16 protein-coding genes and 4 tRNA genes are annotated in these 18,946 nt (G+C 36.1%); 18 read left to right on the forward strand and 2 right to left on the reverse strand.

Going from position 1 to position 18,946, the window contains the following annotated elements; all coding sequences use genetic code 11:
- Positions 1 to 37 precede the first annotated feature (37 nt).
- From FS802_RS27845 to FS802_RS27930, 18 genes are all read left to right on the forward strand, one after another.
- Positions 38 to 973, forward strand: a complete 936-nt coding sequence (locus tag FS802_RS27845; RefSeq protein WP_144525649.1) for a YybS family protein — start codon at positions 38 to 40, stop codon at positions 971 to 973.
- A 78-nt stretch (positions 974 to 1,051) separates the two neighbouring features.
- Positions 1,052 to 3,025, forward strand: a complete 1,974-nt coding sequence (locus tag FS802_RS27850) for a DHH family phosphoesterase (protein ID WP_001113911.1) — start codon at positions 1,052 to 1,054, stop codon at positions 3,023 to 3,025.
- A complete protein-coding gene (rplI, locus tag FS802_RS27855; RefSeq protein WP_000864225.1) occupies positions 3,022 to 3,468 on the forward strand; it encodes a 50S ribosomal protein L9 in 447 nt (148 codons plus the stop codon). The genes FS802_RS27850 and rplI overlap by 4 nt, the downstream gene beginning before the upstream one ends.
- 27 nt (positions 3,469 to 3,495) lie before the next feature.
- Positions 3,496 to 4,857 (forward strand): replicative DNA helicase, encoded by a 1,362-nt coding sequence (dnaB, locus tag FS802_RS27860; protein ID WP_001286242.1) that lies wholly within the window; start codon positions 3,496 to 3,498, stop codon positions 4,855 to 4,857.
- Positions 4,858 to 5,072: 215 nt separating this feature from the next.
- Positions 5,073 to 6,362, forward strand: a complete 1,290-nt coding sequence (locus tag FS802_RS27865) for an adenylosuccinate synthase (protein WP_000100228.1) — start codon at positions 5,073 to 5,075, stop codon at positions 6,360 to 6,362.
- A 140-nt stretch (positions 6,363 to 6,502) separates the two neighbouring features.
- Positions 6,503 to 6,578 (forward strand) — tRNA-Lys (locus FS802_RS27870).
- 13 nt (positions 6,579 to 6,591) lie between these two features.
- Positions 6,592 to 6,663 (forward strand) — tRNA-Glu (locus FS802_RS27875).
- Between the two features lie 22 nt (positions 6,664 to 6,685).
- Positions 6,686 to 6,761, forward strand: a tRNA-Asp gene (locus tag FS802_RS27880).
- Between the two features lie 41 nt (positions 6,762 to 6,802).
- Positions 6,803 to 6,875 (forward strand) — tRNA-Phe (locus FS802_RS27885).
- Between the two features lie 384 nt (positions 6,876 to 7,259).
- Positions 7,260 to 7,967, forward strand: coding sequence for a cell wall metabolism DNA-binding response regulator WalR (walR, locus tag FS802_RS27890; RefSeq protein ID WP_000971866.1), 708 nt, complete (start codon positions 7,260 to 7,262; stop codon positions 7,965 to 7,967).
- A 3-nt stretch (positions 7,968 to 7,970) separates the two neighbouring features.
- Complete coding sequence (gene walK, locus FS802_RS27895; protein WP_098653628.1) at positions 7,971 to 9,812, forward strand: cell wall metabolism sensor histidine kinase WalK; 1,842 nt, start codon at positions 7,971 to 7,973, stop codon at positions 9,810 to 9,812.
- On the forward strand, positions 9,809 to 11,125 hold the full coding sequence (locus FS802_RS27900; protein ID WP_098653629.1) for a YycH family regulatory protein: 1,317 nt from the start codon (positions 9,809 to 9,811) through the stop codon (positions 11,123 to 11,125). The genes walK and FS802_RS27900 overlap by 4 nt, the downstream gene beginning before the upstream one ends.
- Positions 11,106 to 11,948: a two-component system regulatory protein YycI gene (locus FS802_RS27905; protein ID WP_000383734.1), complete on the forward strand. Its 843-nt coding sequence runs from the start codon at positions 11,106 to 11,108 to the stop codon at positions 11,946 to 11,948. The genes FS802_RS27900 and FS802_RS27905 overlap by 20 nt, the downstream gene beginning before the upstream one ends.
- Positions 11,932 to 12,726: an MBL fold metallo-hydrolase gene (locus tag FS802_RS27910; RefSeq protein WP_000522836.1), complete on the forward strand. Its 795-nt coding sequence runs from the start codon at positions 11,932 to 11,934 to the stop codon at positions 12,724 to 12,726. The genes FS802_RS27905 and FS802_RS27910 overlap by 17 nt, the downstream gene beginning before the upstream one ends.
- 63 nt (positions 12,727 to 12,789) lie before the next feature.
- Entirely contained in the window at positions 12,790 to 13,965 is a 1,176-nt protein-coding gene (locus FS802_RS27915; RefSeq protein WP_098653630.1) for a S1C family serine protease, read from the forward strand.
- Between the two features lie 53 nt (positions 13,966 to 14,018).
- A complete protein-coding gene (locus FS802_RS27920) occupies positions 14,019 to 14,204 on the forward strand; it encodes a CxxH/CxxC protein (protein WP_001052827.1) in 186 nt (61 codons plus the stop codon).
- 59 nt (positions 14,205 to 14,263) lie between these two features.
- Positions 14,264 to 14,743: a 23S rRNA (pseudouridine(1915)-N(3))-methyltransferase RlmH gene (gene rlmH, locus FS802_RS27925; RefSeq protein ID WP_001027003.1), complete on the forward strand. Its 480-nt coding sequence runs from the start codon at positions 14,264 to 14,266 to the stop codon at positions 14,741 to 14,743.
- A 171-nt stretch (positions 14,744 to 14,914) separates the two neighbouring features.
- Positions 14,915 to 15,793, forward strand: a complete 879-nt coding sequence (locus tag FS802_RS27930) for a radical SAM/SPASM domain-containing protein (protein WP_000713629.1) — start codon at positions 14,915 to 14,917, stop codon at positions 15,791 to 15,793.
- A 37-nt stretch (positions 15,794 to 15,830) separates the two neighbouring features.
- On the opposite strand, the gene pepF is transcribed toward FS802_RS27930, so the two are convergent.
- Both pepF and guaC read right to left on the reverse strand, forming a co-directional pair.
- Positions 15,831 to 17,648, reverse strand: coding sequence for an oligoendopeptidase F (gene pepF, locus FS802_RS27935; protein WP_098708167.1), 1,818 nt, complete (start codon positions 17,646 to 17,648; stop codon positions 15,831 to 15,833).
- Positions 17,649 to 17,785: 137 nt separating this feature from the next.
- Positions 17,786 to 18,769 (reverse strand): GMP reductase, encoded by a 984-nt coding sequence (gene guaC / locus FS802_RS27940; RefSeq protein WP_000432444.1) that lies wholly within the window; start codon positions 18,767 to 18,769, stop codon positions 17,786 to 17,788.
- Positions 18,770 to 18,946 lie beyond the last annotated feature (177 nt).

An 18,946-nucleotide genomic window follows, 5' to 3' on the forward strand; every position in this document is an offset into this window, starting at 1 on the left:
TTGCTATGCTTTTCTTTTTTGAAAGAGAGGTTAGATAATGAAAAATACGAAATTTATTACTGAGGGTGCAGCACTGTTAGCGATATATGCAATGTTATTGCTTATATCTATGTATGTTCCAATTTTAGGTACAGTTGTAACGTTTGCGTTGCCATTGCCGTTTATATTGCTAACGATAAGATATAGATTATCTAATGCCTTTGTAATTTTTACAGCGGCGCTTTTTATTACTGTTATTGTCAGTCAACCGATGAACCTAGCAAAGACAACTATGTTTGGATTGATAGGTATCGTTTTAGGATATATGTATAAAAAACAAAAAAAACCGGTAGAAATTTTGATGGCGGGGACGCTTGCGTACTTAATTGCTATTATGCTCATTTATGTTGCAAGTATAAAGTTTTTTAACATAGATTTAATGAAGCAAATGCAAAATATGCTTAATGAAAGTATGGCGCAAAGTGAAAAAATAGTCACTACTGCTGGTATGCCTATTAGTAAAGAGCAAAAAGAATTATTTGCACAATTTAATGATGTGTTACAAACATTATTCCCAAGTTTGCTTGTAATGGTCTCGGTATGTTTTTCTTGGATTACAGTTATGATATCAGGTAGTGTTTTGAGAGAACTAAAGCATGACGTTATACCTTGGCCTAAATTTAAAGATATACAATTACCAAAGAGTATTGTTTGGTATTACGTTATATTTATTTTGCTATCAACTTTTATAAAAGTAGAACCGACATCATATTTACATATGGTATTTTCTAACCTATATGTCATATTTGCTTTACTACTAGTACTACAAGGTCTGACATTTATCGCTTTTATAGCGCATAGGAAAGGTTTTACGAAAGGAGTTCCTATTATTAGTTTTATTGTCTGCATGTTTATTCCGATGCTGTTTCCTCTTGTGACAATCTTAGGTATAATTGATTTAGGGATTTCATTGCGTACTAAAATAGGAGGATAAAGTAATATTCCTTATACTATTTTAATCTGTTTAACTAACTGGAAGGAGAGTTAGTTTTACTTTATAGGAGTTGTATACATGCCTGAATTTTATAAGAAACAGTGGTTTTTATATCCTGTTTATGTATTGGCATTTTTCGTGCTTGTGCTCATTGCGATCCTCTGTTATTTTCATTTAATTATGGGGATATCCACCTTTTTTATTTTTTGCATTGTACTTTTTGTTGTTATACGTTTTGAACTGACCTTTCAAAGGAATTTCGAAAAGTATACGACAGATATGATTACAAGAGTAAAGAAAGTGAGTAATGAAGCGTTTAACCAAATGCCGATTGGTATTTTGTTATACAATAAGGATTATGGGATTGATTGGGCGAATCCTTATTTATCTTCATGTCTAGGACAGCATGCATTAGCTGGATGGCATCTTTATGATGTATCAGAAACGTTACTTCTTTTTATTAAGGGAGAAACTTCCGATGATATAGTCTCTTTAAATAACCGAAAGTTTCGCGTTTTTGTAAGGAAAGAAGAAAAGTTAATTTATTTCTTTGATGTAACGGAACAAACAGAGATTGAAAAGATGTACGAGGATCAACGCACTGTTTTGGCTGTTATTTATTTAGATAATTATGATGAGGTTACACAAGGGTTAGATGATCAATTACGTACGAATATAACAAGTCTTGTAACATCACGACTAAATGAATGGGCCGTTAAGTATGGGGCATATTTAAAACGTGCATCTTCAGAAAGATTCTTCGTTGTACTAAATGAGAGTATTTTAGCACAGATGGAGAAAGGGAAGTTTAGCATTTTAGATCAGGTGCGTGAAGAAACATCCAAAAGGAATATACCACTCACCTTAAGTGTAGGTGTTGGATCAGGTGATTTACCTTTATCAGAGCTTGGGGCAATGGCTCAGTCCGGTTTAGACCTTGCGCTTGGCCGTGGTGGAGATCAAGTAGCTATTAAACAAGCGACAGGTAAAGTTAAGTTTTATGGTGGTAAGACAAATCCAGTTGAAAAACGTACTCGTGTACGTGCCAGAGTTATTTCGCATGCATTAAAGGATTTAGTGTTAGAAAGTAGTAATGTCATTATAATGGGGCATAGGGCTCCTGATATGGACGCAATTGGTGCTGCGATTGGTATTTTAAAGGTAGCACAATTAAATGAGCGCAAAGGATATATTGTGTTAGATGAAAATGATTCTGATAAGGGAATTAAGCGTTTGATGGATAAAGTGAAACAAAACGAAGAGTTATGGTCGCACTTTATTACACCAGGACAAGCGATGGAATTTGCAAATGATGATTCTTTACTTGTTGTTGTTGATACGCATAAACCTTCAATGGTGATGGAAGAAAAGCTGTTACACAAAATTGAAAACGTAGTTGTTATTGACCATCATCGCCGAGGAGAAGATTTTATTGAAGATCCATTGCTTGTTTACATGGAGCCATATGCTTCTTCCACGGCAGAACTTGTTACAGAATTACTGGAATACCAACCGAAAAATTTAAAAATGACAATGTTAGAAGCAACAGCATTGTTAGCTGGTATTATTGTTGATACGAAAAGCTTTACATTCCGCACGGGTGCTCGTACGTTTGATGCCGCTTCTTATTTACGCTCACATGGTGCAGATACTGTACTTGTACAAGAGCTTTTAAAAGAAGATATGGATCAGTATTTACGGGTTGCAAAAGCTATTAAAAATGCGTACATTTATACAAATGGAATTGCGATTGCAAAAGTTGATAGTGATGATTACTACGATCAAGTGCTTATCGCGCAATCAGCGGACACATTATTAACAATGACAGGAATTATTGCGTCATTTGTTATTGCGAAACGTGGCGAGAATTTCATTGGAATTAGCGGCAGGTCTTTAGGTGAAGTGAACGTGCAGCTAATTATGGAGAATTTAGGCGGTGGCGGGCATTTAACGAATGCAGCCACACAAATGAAAAATGTTACAGTAGATGAAGCTGAGGAGAAGCTTCGATTTGTTATTGATGACTATTTACAGGGAGGCACACAATCATGAAAGTAATTTTTCTAAAAGACGTAAAAGGTAAAGGGAAAAAAGGGGAAATAAAAAACGTACCAGATGGTTATGCAAATAACTTCTTACTAAAACAAGGATTAGCTGCTGAAGCGACAAATAGCAGTATGAAAACTTTAGAAGCTCAAAAGCGAAAAGAAGAAAAAGATGCAGCAGCAGAGGTTGAAAATGCAAAAGAGTTGAAAGAAACGTTAGAAAAACTAACTGTAGAAGTAAAGGCGAAATCTGGAGAAGGTGGCCGTCTATTCGGTTCAATCACAAGTAAACAAATCGTAGATGCAATGCAAAAATCACATAAAATTAAACTTGATAAACGTAAATTTGAAATGGATGATGCGATTCGTGCATTAGGCTATACAAACGTTACTGTGAAGTTGCATCCGCAAGTAACTGCAACAGTAAAAGTTCATGTTAGTGAACAATAAAAATAAGTTAAGCAAGGGGGATTGCGTATGAGTGATGTAATGGCTGATCGTACCCCTCCACATAATATAGAGGCTGAGCAGGCGGTTTTAGGGGCCATATTAATTGATCAAGATGCATTAACGTCAGCATCGGAACTATTGGTACCTGACTCATTTTATCGAACGAAACATCAAAAGATTTTTGAAGTCATGCTTGGGTTATCTGATAAAGGAGAACCGATTGACTTAGTAATAATGACATCAGCAATGGCTGATCAAGGATTATTAGAAGAAGTTGGTGGGGTTTCTTACTTAGCAGAATTAGCAGAAGTTGTTCCAACTGCTGCTAACGTAGAATATTATGCACGAATCATCGCTGAAAAGGCGCTGTTACGTCGTTTGATTCGAACGGCGACTCATATCGTATCTGATGGGTATGAGAGAGAAGATGACGTGGATGGTCTTTTAAATGAGGCTGAGAAAAAAATATTAGAAGTATCTCACCAAACAAATGCAAAAGCATTCCAAAACATTAAAGATGTTCTTGTAGATGCTTACGATAAAATTGAACTTTTGCATAATCAAAAAGGTGAAGTTACTGGGATACCAACTGGATTTACAGAATTAGATAAGATGACCGCAGGTTTCCAGCGAAATGATTTAATCATCGTAGCGGCACGTCCGTCAGTAGGGAAAACCGCATTTTCATTAAATATCGCACAAAACGTAGCGACGAAAACGGATGAAAATGTAGCGATTTTTAGTCTAGAGATGGGCTCTGATCAGCTTGTTATGCGTATGCTTTGTGCAGAAGGAAATATTGATGCACAAAGACTTCGTACCGGTTCATTAACTTCTGATGATTGGGCGAAATTAACAATGGCGATGGGTAGCCTTTCTAATGCTGGTATCTATATTGATGATACACCAGGGATTAAAGTAAATGAGATTCGAGCGAAATGTCGTAGATTAAAGCAAGAACAAGGCCTTGGGATGGTTTTGATTGACTATTTACAGCTTATTCAAGGAAGTGGGAAATCAGGAGAAAACCGTCAGCAGGAAGTATCTGAGATTTCTCGTACATTAAAAGGGATTGCGCGTGAATTGCAAGTGCCTGTTATTGCCTTGTCACAGTTATCTCGTGGTGTAGAATCTCGTCAAGATAAACGTCCGATGATGTCTGATATTCGTGAATCGGGAAGTATCGAGCAGGATGCTGATATTGTAGCCTTCTTATATCGTGAAGATTACTATGACCGAGAAACGGAAAATAAAAATACGATTGAAATTATTATTGCAAAGCAGCGTAATGGTCCTGTAGGCTCAGTAGAGCTCGCATTCGTTAAAGAATTCAATAAGTTCGTTAACTTAGAACGTCGCTTCGAGGATGGACATGCGCCGCCTGCATAAAGATAGTATAAAAAAGAAACGCATTTCTTATAATAAGATGTGTTTCTTTTTTTTTATAGGAAAGATAAGGCTTTCATAATGTGAAAATATAATTCTTACGAACGAAAATGTTTTTTAATAAAAAAATGTTCGCTTTTTGGTTGACTTCTTTTTCGGTTTTGGTACAATTATATTGTTTGAATAGATCGTTTGAAAATCGCGGAGGTGCTTTAATAATGTCTTCAGTAGTAGTTGTAGGAACACAATGGGGCGACGAAGGAAAAGGTAAAATCACTGATTTTCTTTCTGAGCATGCGGAAGTAGTTGCAAGATATCAAGGTGGAAATAACGCGGGACATACAATTGTTTTCGGCGGAGTTAAATATAAATTACACTTAATTCCATCTGGTATTTTCTATAAAGAGAAAATTTGTGTAATCGGAAATGGCTTAGTAGTAGATCCGAAAGCATTACTTGAAGAGTTAAAATACTTACACGATCGTGGTGTAAGTACTGATAATTTACGTGTAAGTAACCGTGCACACGTTATTTTACCTTATCACTTAAAACAAGATGAATTAGAAGAAGCAAGTAAAGGTGATAATAAAATCGGTACAACGAAAAAAGGTATCGGTCCTGCATATATGGATAAAGCTGCTCGTATTGGTATTCGTATGGCTGATCTTTTAGACCGTGAAGCATTTAAAGAAAAGCTTGAGCGCAATTTAGTAGAAAAAAATCGTTTATTTGAAAAAATGTACGATACAGAAGGTTTCAGTGTAGAAGAAATCTTCGAAGAGTACTTCGAGTACGGACAACAAATCGCGCAATATGTATGTGATACGTCTGTTGTATTAAATGATGCACTAGATAACAATCACCGTGTATTATTTGAAGGTGCACAAGGTGTTATGCTTGATATCGACCACGGTACGTACCCGTTCGTTACATCTTCTAACCCGATTGCTGGTGGTGTAACAGTTGGAACTGGAGTTGGTCCTGCGAAAGTTACTCGCGTTGTAGGTGTGTGTAAAGCATATACAAGCCGCGTAGGTGATGGTCCTTTCCCTACTGAGCTTCATGATGAAATTGGTCATCAAATTCGTGAAGTTGGTCGTGAGTATGGAACGACAACTGGTCGTCCACGCCGCGTTGGTTGGTTCGATAGCGTTGTTGTAAGACATGCACGTCGTGTTAGTGGTTTAACAGATTTATCATTAAATTCTATCGACGTTCTAACAGGTATTCCGACTCTTAAAATTTGTGTTGCTTACAAATACAATGGCGAAGTTATCGATGAAGTTCCAGCAAACTTAAACATTTTAGCGAAATGTGAGCCTGTATACGAAGAGCTTCCAGGTTGGACAGAAGATATTACTGGTGTAAAATCATTAGACGAGCTTCCTGAAAATGCACGAAAATACGTAGAACGTGTTTCTGAGTTAACAGGAATTCAATTATCTATGTTCTCAGTTGGACCAGATCGTAACCAAACAAATATTGTTCGTAACGTATACGAAGCTTAATTGATATTTTTGAGAAAAAACTCATGTCCGCATGAGTTTTTTCTTATCTTTTATAAAAAAATAAAAAAGGTATTGCAAAAAACAAAGAAAACATGTTATGATACATCTTGTCGTCACGAAAATATGACGTTGGTGAGTATGAGCCATTAGCTCAGTTGGTAGAGCATCTGACTTTTAATCAGAGGGTCGAAGGTTCGAATCCTTCATGGCTCACCATTTTATTTTTCGTGGCCCGTTGGTCAAGTGGTTAAGACACCGCCCTTTCACGGCGGTAACACGGGTTCGAATCCCGTACGGGTCATGTTTTTTTTATGTTCATTTTTGGTCCCGTGGTGTAGTGGTTAACATGCCTGCCTGTCACGCAGGAGATCGCCGGTTCGACCCCGGTCGGGACCGCCACTTTTGTTTATACCACCATTAGTGGTTTTATATATAGTTTTGGCTCGGTAGCTCAGTCGGTAGAGCAGAGGACTGAAAATCCTCGTGTCGGCGGTTCGATTCCGTCCCGAGCCACTCTCAGGATATTAAGTGGGCCCACTTAATATCCTTTTTATTTGTGTAATTTTACAAAAGTGAGTAGTTATTTTAAAATAGAATGAGAAGCCTCTAGCAGTTGAAGCTAGAGGTTTTTCTATAGATCGTATAGGATTCCGTGTAAAAGTGGATCATACATGAGTCTGTGAGAATAGAGGAGAAAGTACTTAAGCAAAAGATGCGGTCATATAGGGACATACTATGTAGACATCAATGTGTTTAGGGATATTGACCATATTTTTACCCGCTATTTGCCGAGCAGTAAGACCCCACCCAAAAATTCAGCGAAGGTAAAGAAGTTAGGTGTGGGATGAAGAAAACCAACACCGATTAAAGTTTCACTTTATAAGGAGGAAATAGACGATGATGGGAAAGAAAATTTTAGTAGTTGATGATGAAAAGCCGATTGCGGATATTTTGAAGTTCAACCTAGAAAAAGAAGGTTTTGAAATTGTAATGGCGCATGATGGTGATGAAGCGATTGAAAAAGCGAATGAAGAGCAGCCAGATATGGTTTTATTAGATATTATGCTACCAGGTAAGGATGGCTTAGAGGTTTGCCGTGAAATACGTAAAAGCTCAGAAATGCCGATTATTATGCTTACAGCAAAGGACTCTGAAATTGATAAAGTATTAGGACTTGAGCTTGGAGCAGATGATTATGTAACGAAGCCATTTAGTACGAGGGAATTACTTGCTCGTGTGAAGGCGAATTTACGTCGCCATCAACAAGGCGGTGCTGCAGAAAAAGAAGAAAATACGGAAATGGTTATTGGACCAATCGTTATCAATTCAAATGCGTATAGTGTAACGAAACGTGAGGAAAATATTGAACTTACACATCGTGAATTTGAGCTACTACATTATTTAGCCAAACATTTAGGACAAGTTATGACTCGTGAACATTTATTGCAAACAGTTTGGGGTTATGACTATTTTGGAGATGTACGTACAGTGGATGTAACAGTGCGTCGTTTACGTGAAAAAATTGAAGATAATCCAAGTCATCCTACTTTAATTGTAACTAGACGTGGAGTAGGGTATTACTTGCGTGACCCAGAGCAGGAATAGTATATGAAGAAAGTTGGTTTTTTTCAATCTATTCATTTAAAATTTGTACTCATATATATGCTATTAATATTAATAGCTATGCAAGTGATTGGGGTATATTTTGTAAGAGAGTTAGAAAAGAGTCTTGTACAAGGCTTTAGAGATTCTTTAACGCAGCAAACGAACTTATTAGCATATAACTTGAAACAAGAGTTTAAAAAAAGTTATACAAAAGCAGAAACAGAATCAACAGATGAAACGATTAAAACTTCAATTCGAAAATTTGCCTCTGATCGAAAGAAAGATATCCAAGAGGTAAGTGTATTTGATTCGCATAGAAAGTTACTCGCTATTTCAGATGAGTCAAAGCAAAACAAGGTAAATAGAACATCAACTGATATAGCTGTTCAGCGGGTATTGGTACAAAAAAAGCCAGAAGTGAAAATTGAGAAGGATGGTCGCACAGGCCATCGTGTACAAGTTATGCTTACTCCTATTCTAGATGATAACGGCAAGGATGCACTTGGTGTTATTTACATTGTTGCATCTATGGAAGATGTTTATAAACAGATGAAGGATATTAATCAAATTTTTGCGACTGGAACCGTTATTGCATTACTCGTAACAGCTGTACTGGGAATTTTGTTAGCTCAAACGATTACGAGACCAATCTCAGATATGCGAAGACAAGCGATTGAAATGGCAAAAGGAAACTATTCAAGAAAAGTAAAAGTGCATAGCCATGATGAAATTGGACAATTAGCATTATCTTTCAATAATTTATCAAAAAAATTACAACAAGCTCGTTCTTCAACTGAAAGTGAAAGACGTAAATTATCATCCGTTTTATCACATATGACAGATGGAGTAATTGCTACTGACCGAAAAGGAGACATTATTTTATTAAATGATCCTGCGGAAAAGATGCTAAATGTTTCGCGTGAAACGGCGCTCGATCAATCTGTTTTAGAAGTATTAGGGATACAAGAAGAATTTACGCTCGATCATTTATACGAAGAGCCTGATTCCGTTTTATTAGATTTTAGTACGAGAAATGAGCCATATATTTTACGTGCTAGTTTCTCTGTTATTCAAAAAGAGACAGGGAAAGCAAATGGTTTAATTGCCGTATTATATGATGTAACTGAGCAGGAGCGTATAGAAAGGGAACGCCGCGAGTTTGTGGCAAACGTTTCCCATGAATTAAGAACGCCATTAACAACGATGCGTAGTTACTTAGAGGCACTTACGGACGGCGCGTGGCAAGATCCGAATATTGCACCGCAATTTTTAACAGTTACACAAGAAGAAACAGAAAGAATGATTAGACTTGTAAATGCGTTATTGCAACTTTCTAAACTTGATAGTACAGAACATCGTTTAATGAAAGAATGGGTCGACTTTACTGACTTCTTTAATAACATTATTGATCGTTTTGAAATGTCTAAAGAGCAAAACGTAAGTTTCAAACGATCTTTCTCTAAGAAATCCCGATTTATTGATATGGATACGGATAAAATTACGCAAGTTTTGTATAACATTATTTCGAATGCATTAAAGTATTCACCAGAAGGTGGAACAGTAACATATCGCTTACGTGATCGGGGGGAATTATTAGAGATTAGTGTAAGTGACCAAGGAATGGGTATTCCAAAAGAAAACGTCGATAAAATCTTTGAACGTTTTTATCGCGTAGATAAAGCACGTTCAAGACAAATGGGTGGTACAGGACTTGGATTAGCAATTGCGAAAGAAATGATTGAGGCGCATGGTGGCTCGATTTGGGCGAAGAGTGAGGAAGGAAAAGGGACAACTATTTACTTCACATTGCCAATGGCAGCGGATGTAGAGGACGATTGGGAATGAGTATGGAAAATGTTAAAACGATAGTTTTAATTAATTTAGTTGTAATTAGCCTATTTCTTACTTTTAACTTATGGACGTATGTGCCAGATTCCACGTCTATGCAAAACGCAAAATTTGTGCAGGGGAATGAAGGAACTACTCAAACTAAAATCGCTGATGTTGTCCGTCCTACTTCTATCATCGTGCATAAAGATAAAAATCATTACGGGAGCAAAAGAGAGGGCGATATAGAATCAATCTATAAACCTTTGGAAGCAGGGGAATTACATGATTTCAAAGAGATATCGATTGCTAAGGCTGATTTCCTTTCTTATGTGCATGGTGAAGGGAAAATGGAACTTGTTTTTCCTACCAACATCCCATTTGATGCAGTTAAATCTATGTTTAATATGAAAGAAAAAAGTATAGATAAGCCTAAACATTTTAATCGAATTATTCTTGACCCTTCTAGAAGTAGGGAGCAAGAAATTAAAATTAATTTTGTTTCTGATGGCGATAACTCTAGAATATATGAAGCAAAATTAAGTGGTGTGTATTTAAAAGATATTGTAAATGCACAAAATCAATTTATAGTATCGGCAAAACCTTATTTTGACTATCAAATTAATGATATGAAAAAGCTATTTTTACCAGATGGAACGACAGAATTAAGTAATATAACATATATTTCATCTAATTTAGCGGTCGACACATTTAAGAATGCTCTTTTTAGTGACCCACGTTATTTAAGCCCTATTACCGAGAAATCGAAAGAAACATTTACAGATGGTATTAGGTCCATGGAGATTGAAAACGATCGTCATATGCTAAAGTATAAAAATTCTTCTGTTTCAAGTGAGAAAACGACAGATAATTTAGTGCTTTTACAAAAAAGCTTTGATTTTGTAAATGGTCACAGTGGGAGTTTGGATTCATATCGTTTGGACTATATGAATAAAGGGCAGACGGTATTCCGTTTACATGAAGATGGATATTCCGTATTCAATACAGATGGATTAGCTGAATTGAGACAAGTATGGGGATCAGAAGAAGTAATGGAATATGAAAGACCGTTGTTGTCTTTAAATACGAAAGGTATAGAACAGAAGGTTACTCTGCCATCAGGTCACGTTGTAATAGCATCCTTAGAAAATAATGCCGCGGTAGATAAACGATTCATTAAAGACATTGGTATTGGATACAAATTATCACTAGATGGGCAAGTAGCTCGACTACAGCCAATTTGGTATGTAAAGTTTGTTGAAGATGAAGCGGGTAAACAAAAAATATATGAGTGGAGTGAGGGAGGACTAAATGGATTGGGATCGGATTAAAACCATATTTATTGTGACCTTTTTTGTTTTGGACCTCTTTCTCATTTTTCAATTCATTCAAAAGCAAGATAGTAATCAATTGGAGCTTATTGCAGAAACAAAGATAGATCAAGAATTAAAAGCAAACAAAATTACTATGGGTAATTTCCCTAAAGAACCGAAAAAAGAGTCATTTATTAGGGCGGAAAACAAGGCATTTAAAGAAGAAGATGTACAGTCCTTAAAGAGTCAAACGGCGCATATACAAAATATGTACAAGATAGAAAGTAAGCTAAAAGAGCCCTTTTTAAATACAAAATCATTATCCAAAGATAAGTATAGTGATTTTTTGAAGAACTATGTATTGGATGGACAAAAGTATGAGTTTGGGGCGATGAAAGACTCTAAAATTTACTTCTTCCAAAAATATAAAGATAAGCCTATTTTCTATAACGATCAGGCAATGATTGTTGTGGAATTAAATGAAAAAAATGAACTTGTGTCGTACACGCAGACGATGCTAACTGATTTAAAAGAAATGGGCGAAAGTGAAAAAACGAAACAGCAAGAAATTATTACTGCTCAAACAGCTTTAGAAAATCTGTATTTAAAAAATAAAGTTCATGGGAATACACATGTAAAAGAAGCACAAATTGGTTATGCCACCCTTACCGCATCTACTTCTAATAACCAAGTACTCGCTCCAACATGGAATTTAAAAACGGAGCAGAAGCAGGACTTCTTTGTAAATGCAATTGAAGGACAAGTTATGGAATTAGGGGAAAGGGAAAATCAAGTGGTTGATGAACATACTGGAGTGAGAAAGAATGGGGTTGCATTTTAGCGTACTTGCAAGTGGAAGTACAGGGAATATGCTATATGTAGGAACAGATGAAAAAAAATTGCTCGTCGATGCAGGTTTAAGTGGTAAAGCAACAGAGGCTTTATTTAAACAGGCAGAACTAAATATAAATGATGTATCAGGTATTCTTGTAACACATGAACATAGTGACCATATTAAAGGGTTAGGTGTATTGGCACGTAAATATGATTTACCTGTTTATGCAAATGAGAAAACATGGAATGCAATGGAACATTTAATAGGAAATATCCCAACTGAGCAAAAGTTTATTTTCTCAGTTGGGGATGTGAAAACATTCGGTGATATTGAGGTCGAGTCATTTGGGGTTTCTCATGATGCGGCAGAGCCGATGTTCTATGCTTTTCATAACAATAATAGAAAGTTAGCCCTTATTACAGATACGGGATACGTGAGTGATCGTATGAAAGGTGTTATTAAGGGTGCTAATGCTTTCGTGTTTGAAAGTAATCATGACGTGGAAATGCTTCGTATGGGACGTTATCCATGGAGTATTAAGCGACGTATTTTAAGTGATGTGGGTCACGTTTGTAATGAGGACGCTGCATTAGCGATGGCGGATGTAATTACAGATGAGACAAAACATATTTATTTAGCCCATTTAAGTTTAGATAATAACATGAAAGAACTAGCACGTATGTCAGTATCACAAGTATTAGAGGAAAAAGGATTTGGAGTGGGAGAAGCCTTCGAAATTCATGATACAGATCCGAAAATGCCTACAAAAATTCAATACGTATAATTCTTCATTTTAGTAAACAATAAAGGTGAATATAGTTGTTTTCAGGAAGATGGGTGAACAAATATGTCCTTTATTGATGAAGAGAATTATCGTATGAAACGTGCAAGAAAAAAGAAGCATAAAGGTATTGTTATTTCTAGCATAGCAGGAACAATTGTAGGAGCTTCGTTATTTGCATTTGGAGCTCCTTTATTTTCAAATGATACGGACGCGTTTCCGCAAGCTGAAGCAAGTGGAAGTAATATGGCGGAAGCTCAAGGCATTAAACAGATTAGCTTTGTGGATGCTGTTGATCGTGCGTCTGAAGCTGTTGTTGGAGTTATTAATATTCAAAGAGATAATTTTTCAGAGGCAGATTCAGAAGCAGGTACGGGATCAGGTGTAATTTATAAGAAGACAGATGGTCAAGCTTATATTGTAACGAATAATCATGTTGTTGCTGGAGCAAATCGTATTGAAGTAAGTTTAAGTGACGGTAAGAAGGTTCCTGGAAAGGTATTAGGAACCGATGTAGTCACAGATTTGGCTGTACTAGAGATAGATGCAAAGCATGTGAAAAAAGTAATTGAGATTGGCGATTCTAATACTGTTCGTAGAGGAGAACCAGTCATTGCGATTGGAAACCCGCTCGGGCTACAATTTTCTGGAACTGTCACACAAGGTATTATCTCGGCTAATGAGCGTATTGTCCCTGTAGATTTAGATCAAGATGGACATTATGATTGGCAAGTAGAAGTATTGCAAACAGACGCAGCAATTAATCCAGGTAATAGTGGTGGTGCGCTTGTAAACGCAGCAGGTCAATTAATTGGTATTAACTCAATGAAAATTGCTGCAAAAGAAGTAGAAGGAATTGGACTAGCTATTCCTGTTACTAGAGCTGTTCCAATTATGAATGAATTAGAGAAGTATGGAAAAGTAAGAAGACCGTATGTTGGAATTGAACTTAGATCGTTAAATGAGATTCCAAATTACCATTGGTCAAAAACATTGCATTTACCAGGCAATGTAACAGAGGGAGTTTGCATTTTAGATGTGAAAAGTCCTTCTCCAGGTGTAGATGCGGGTTTACGAGAACACGATGTGATTGTAGCAGTAGATGGAAAACCGGTTCGCGATATTATCGGATTCCGTACGGCCTTATATGATAAAAAAATTAATGATAAAATGACTCTTACGTTTTATCGTGGTACAAAACGAGCAACAACAACGGTTAAACTAGGCATTCAAAAGTATTAAAAACAGGAGGGCCTACCTCCTGTTTTCTATTGTAGAAAAGTGAGGTGAAGAATATGAATTTACCTTGTTGTTTAGAACATGTTGAATTAGCTTTAGATATTATTGTGGATGAGTGTGAAGTTGCGCCAGTTATTAACAATGTGGATAACTCAGAAAAAGAGAAAAAAACATGTGAATTTTGTCAAAATGAGGCGACATATGTTGTATCGAACACAGATTCTCACACAATATGTGGGTAACAATTGTGGATATGTGGATAAGTTGTGTGGATAACATGTTTGTAAGGTGGGGAATGAGTGTGAATATCTCGATTATTTCAATTGGTAAATTAAAAGAAAAATATTTAAAACAAGGTATAGCAGAATACTTAAAACGATTATCTGCATACGCAAAAGTAGAAGTAATTGAATTACCAGATGAAAAGGCGCCAGAAAATTTAAGTGAAGCAGAAATGTTAATTGTAAAAGAAAAAGAAGGTATACGTATACTGGATAAAATTTCTGACGATACGCATGTCATTGCGTTAGCGATAGAAGGAAAGCAAAAATCATCAGAAGAATTTGCAGTAAGCTTAGATCGTCTTGCTACATATGGAAAGAGTAAAGTTGCATTTGTAATTGGTGGATCACTTGGACTAAGTTCAGAAGTAATGAAGCGTTCAAATGAATCTCTTTCTTTTTCAAAGATGACATTACCACACCAATTAATGCGATTAGTATTGCTTGAGCAAGTGTATAGGGCATTTCGGATTAATCGTGGGGAACCGTATCATAAATAAAATTACTTTTTGTATATAAAAAGACCATTGGAAAAAAACCACCGATGGTCTTTTAAACATTAATAGGTAGTACGAAGGTTTTCTAAAATAAGTATGTTTCTATTTATAAAAAAGTGTGTTGTAATATGAAGAGGAAAAAGTATAAGTAGTCATAGAAGTGAGGAATTAAAGGTGAAGAAGTTTAAAAAGTTTTACTTGGAGATTACGAGTGTATGTAATCTTGCGTGCAGCTTTTGTCCGCCGACGGAAAGGCAGAAGCAATTCATTTCTGTGGAGGATTTTGCTAAAAGATTAGACCAAATTAAACCTCACACAGACTACATTTATTTGCACGTGAAGGGTGAGCCATTGCTCCATCCGAAAATAGATCAACTGTTAGATTTAAGCCATGAAAAAGGGTTTAAAGTTAATATTACAACGAACGGAACGTTAATTAATAAAAGAAGGCATAGACTGTTAAATAAGCCTGCTTTAAGACAAATGAATTTTTCACTGCACAGTTTTGATGGGCATCCAGGTTCGCAAGATAAAGAAGGTTATGTAAGGAGTATACTTTCCTTCATTAGAGAGGCGACAAGTCAATCGGATTTAATTGTTTCACTACGGTTATGGAATTTAACTCAGGATAATAAAACAAATGCTGAAATCCAGAAAAATAGAGATTTATTATCCATCATTGAAAATGAGTTTGGTCTATCTTATCAAATCGAAGAGAAGCTTACACCAGGAAAAGGTATAAAAATTGCGGAACGTGTCTTCATTAATCAAGACTATGAATTCCAGTGGCCAGCATTACATGAAGAAGAGGATGATGGAAAAGGATTCTGTCATGGTCTTCGAAATCAAGCTGGTATTTTAGCGAACGGAACGGTTATTCCTTGTTGTTTAGATGGTGAGGGGATTATTAACCTTGGGAATATTAATAATGACTCATTTTCTAACATTATAGAAGGTGAAAGAGCAACAAACATTGTCGATGGATTTTCGAAAAGAGTTGCAGTCGAAGAGCTATGCAGAAAATGTGGATACCGTAAAAGATTTGGAAAATAAATATGAAACAAGCCCTCATAAAGCGAGGGCTTATTTTTTATTCTTGATAAGAGCGTTCTAATTCATCAATTAAGGAACTGACGTAAGAAACAGCTTTACGGATTGCATCTGGTTTTGACATATCTACTCCAGCATGTTTCATTAATTCAAGTGGTTTCATCGTACCACCAGCGCGAAGTACATCTAACCAGCGATCAACGGCAGGTTGCCTTTCCTCTTTAATCATTTGAGCTACCGCAGTAGATGCGGTGAGGCCCGCGGAATAGGTGTAAGAATATAAGCCCATATAGTAATGAGGTTGACGCATCCAAGTTAAGCCAGCGTCCTCGTCAATTTCTACAGAATTTCCCCAGAATGTCGAAAGGACATTTGTTTTTATTTCAGTTAAAGTTGTAGCTGTAAGTGCTTCTCCTTCTTCTGCTAGGGTATATACTCTTCTTTGATATTCTCCCTCAAGTAAGTGAGTAACAAAGTTATGATAATATGTGCCGAGTAGTTGCAGAATCACCCATCTACGCATTCTCTTATCGTCAGTCGTCGCTAATAAATGCTGGGCTAATAGTAATTCGTTCATCGTAGATGGTGCTTCGACAAAGTACATAGATGGACGTACATTCATAATACGCTGGTTTTTATTTGCTAAATAAAAATGACCAGCATGCCCAAATTCATGGGCTAATGTGAAGCATCCACGCATCGTATTTTGCCATGTAATTAAAATGTATGGATGAGAACCATATGGACTTGAACAAAATGCCCCTGTTGATTTCCCTACATTATCTGCAAGATCGACCCATCTCTCTTTAAATCCTTTTTCGATAATGGAACTATATTCATCGCCTAATACCTTTAAAGAATCTTGAATTAATTTACCAGCCTCCTTGTATGTGATGGTTGGATTAAATTCGGGATCTAAAGGTGCATGTAAGTCGCAGAACAGCATTTGATCGAGTCCTAATACTTTCTTTTTTAAATCTGCAAAGCGGCGCATATGAGGCGCTAATTCTTTATAAATAATATCAAGTTGATTGTTATACATTTCAAGTGGAACTTTTTGAGGTTCTAGAAGCATATGAGTAACAGATTCAAATTTGCGTAAGCGAGAAAGTGTCACTTGTTTTTTTACTTCAGTCGCATATGTTGTTGCCACTGTATTTTTATATCGTTTCAACGTGGAAACAAATGAAGAGTATGCTTTTCTACGTATGTCTACGCTTGGAGAAAACTCATATTTACTTTCAAATAATGCAAATGATACAGGGAGTTCGTTTCCTTGTTCATCTTGTATGGAGGTAAAATCCATATCGGCTAATTTAGTCATACCGTAAATTTTGTATGGAGAACTATGTACTTCGCCAAGTGCAGCAAGAGCTTCTTCTGTTTCAGGAGAGAGCGTGTGCGGCCTTTTTTTTAGTATGTCTAGTAATGATTTACGGAAAGGTTCGAGTTTTGTTTCTTCAGCTAAATATTTTTCAATTGTTCCTTCGTCGAATGAGAGGATTTCATTATGGATAAAGGATAATGCAGTATGTACTTTCGTCCATAAAGCAGCAATTTTGGAAGAGTTCGCTTGAATAACTGGATTTGTACGATCAGTTGATTCTTTTAAATTTGCATAGGAGTATAGTTTTGTTAACTTCATTAAAAGCTCTTCTTCTAAAAGTAGGCAATGCAATAAGGTAGTGGGACTAGTATGTAATTTTCCTTTAAACGCATCAAGTTTTTTTAAATCGTCTGTTAATACACGTAATGCAGTTTCCCAATCTTTATCAGATTCGAATAAATCAGAGAGGTCCCATGTTAGTTCAGTAGGGACTTCTGCGCGAATATGGCGTTTCTCAATTACATTTTTCATTTGTTATATCCCCCTTATTATAAGTATCTAAAAACATGATACTAGAAAATTCGGTAAAATGAAAATATTTTACATTTCTATATATGAAAAAGAAGGACAAACATAAAAATGCTTGTCCTTCGAGTTAAATTTAAAAATTAATATACTTTATCACCGTTGAAAATAGAGTTTTTCACGACTACATAATCTACAGTACGAATTGAATCTAATTTTGTTCCGCCAGCGTAAGAGATAGAAGATTGAAGATCTTGTTCCATTTCGATTAAAGTATCTTCTAAAGAACCTTTATGCTCAACGAACATTTTCTTACCTTCAACGTTTTTCTTCTCACCTTTTTGGAATTCAGAAGCTGAACCGAAGTACTCTTTATAAAGTTTGCCGTCTTTTTCGATTGTTTCCCCTGGAGACTCTTCATGACCAGCGAATAGAGAACCGATCATAACCATAGTCGCCCCAAATCGAATAGATTTAGCTACGTCGCCGTGCGTACGAATACCACCATCAGCGATAATTGGCTTACTTGCAGCTTTTGCACACCAGCGAAGTGCAGCTAGTTGCCAACCACCAGTTCCAAAGCCTGTTTTAATTTTAGTAATACAAACTTTACCAGGTCCAATACCGACTTTTGTTGCGTCAGCACCAGCGTTTTCTAATTCTCTTACCGCTTCTGGAGTTCCAACGTTTCCAGCGATAACGAAGCTTTCTGGTAAATGCTTTTTAATATGTTGAATCATGTTGATTACAGCATTAGAGTGTCCGTGTGCAATATCAATCGTGATGTATTCAGGTGTAAGTTGCTCTGCAGCTAATTGTTGTACGAATTCATACTCGTCCTCTTTTACACCAACGCTAATAGAAGCGATTAATCCACGTGATTGCATATCTCTAATGAATGAGATACGTTTCTCTGGTTGGAAACGATGCATGATATAGAAGTAATTGTTTTCAGCTAAATAAGTTGCAATTCTTTCATCAATAATCGTTTGCATATTTGCAGGTACGACAGGTAATTTGAATTTATGTTTACCTAAAGTGACAGTTGTATCACATTCAGAGCGGCTGTTCACAATACATTTTGCAGGAATTAATTGAATATCTTCATAGTCGAATACGTTTTCCATCATTTACACCCCTAAAATACGAATATTTTATTTAGTTTTTCAAAAAATGTTCGTCCAAAAGATAATTTACATTATTTTTACTCATAAGTCAAAGGTTTTCATATTTATATTTTAAAATTAAAATTTAGCCGCCTATGTTGTAAGTTCATATAACTAAAATGTGTTTAAACATAGCAT

The sequence above is a fragment of the Bacillus sp. DE0042 genome, assembly GCF_007680225.1.
Classification (GTDB): domain Bacteria; phylum Bacillota; class Bacilli; order Bacillales; family Bacillaceae_G; genus Bacillus_A; species Bacillus_A wiedmannii.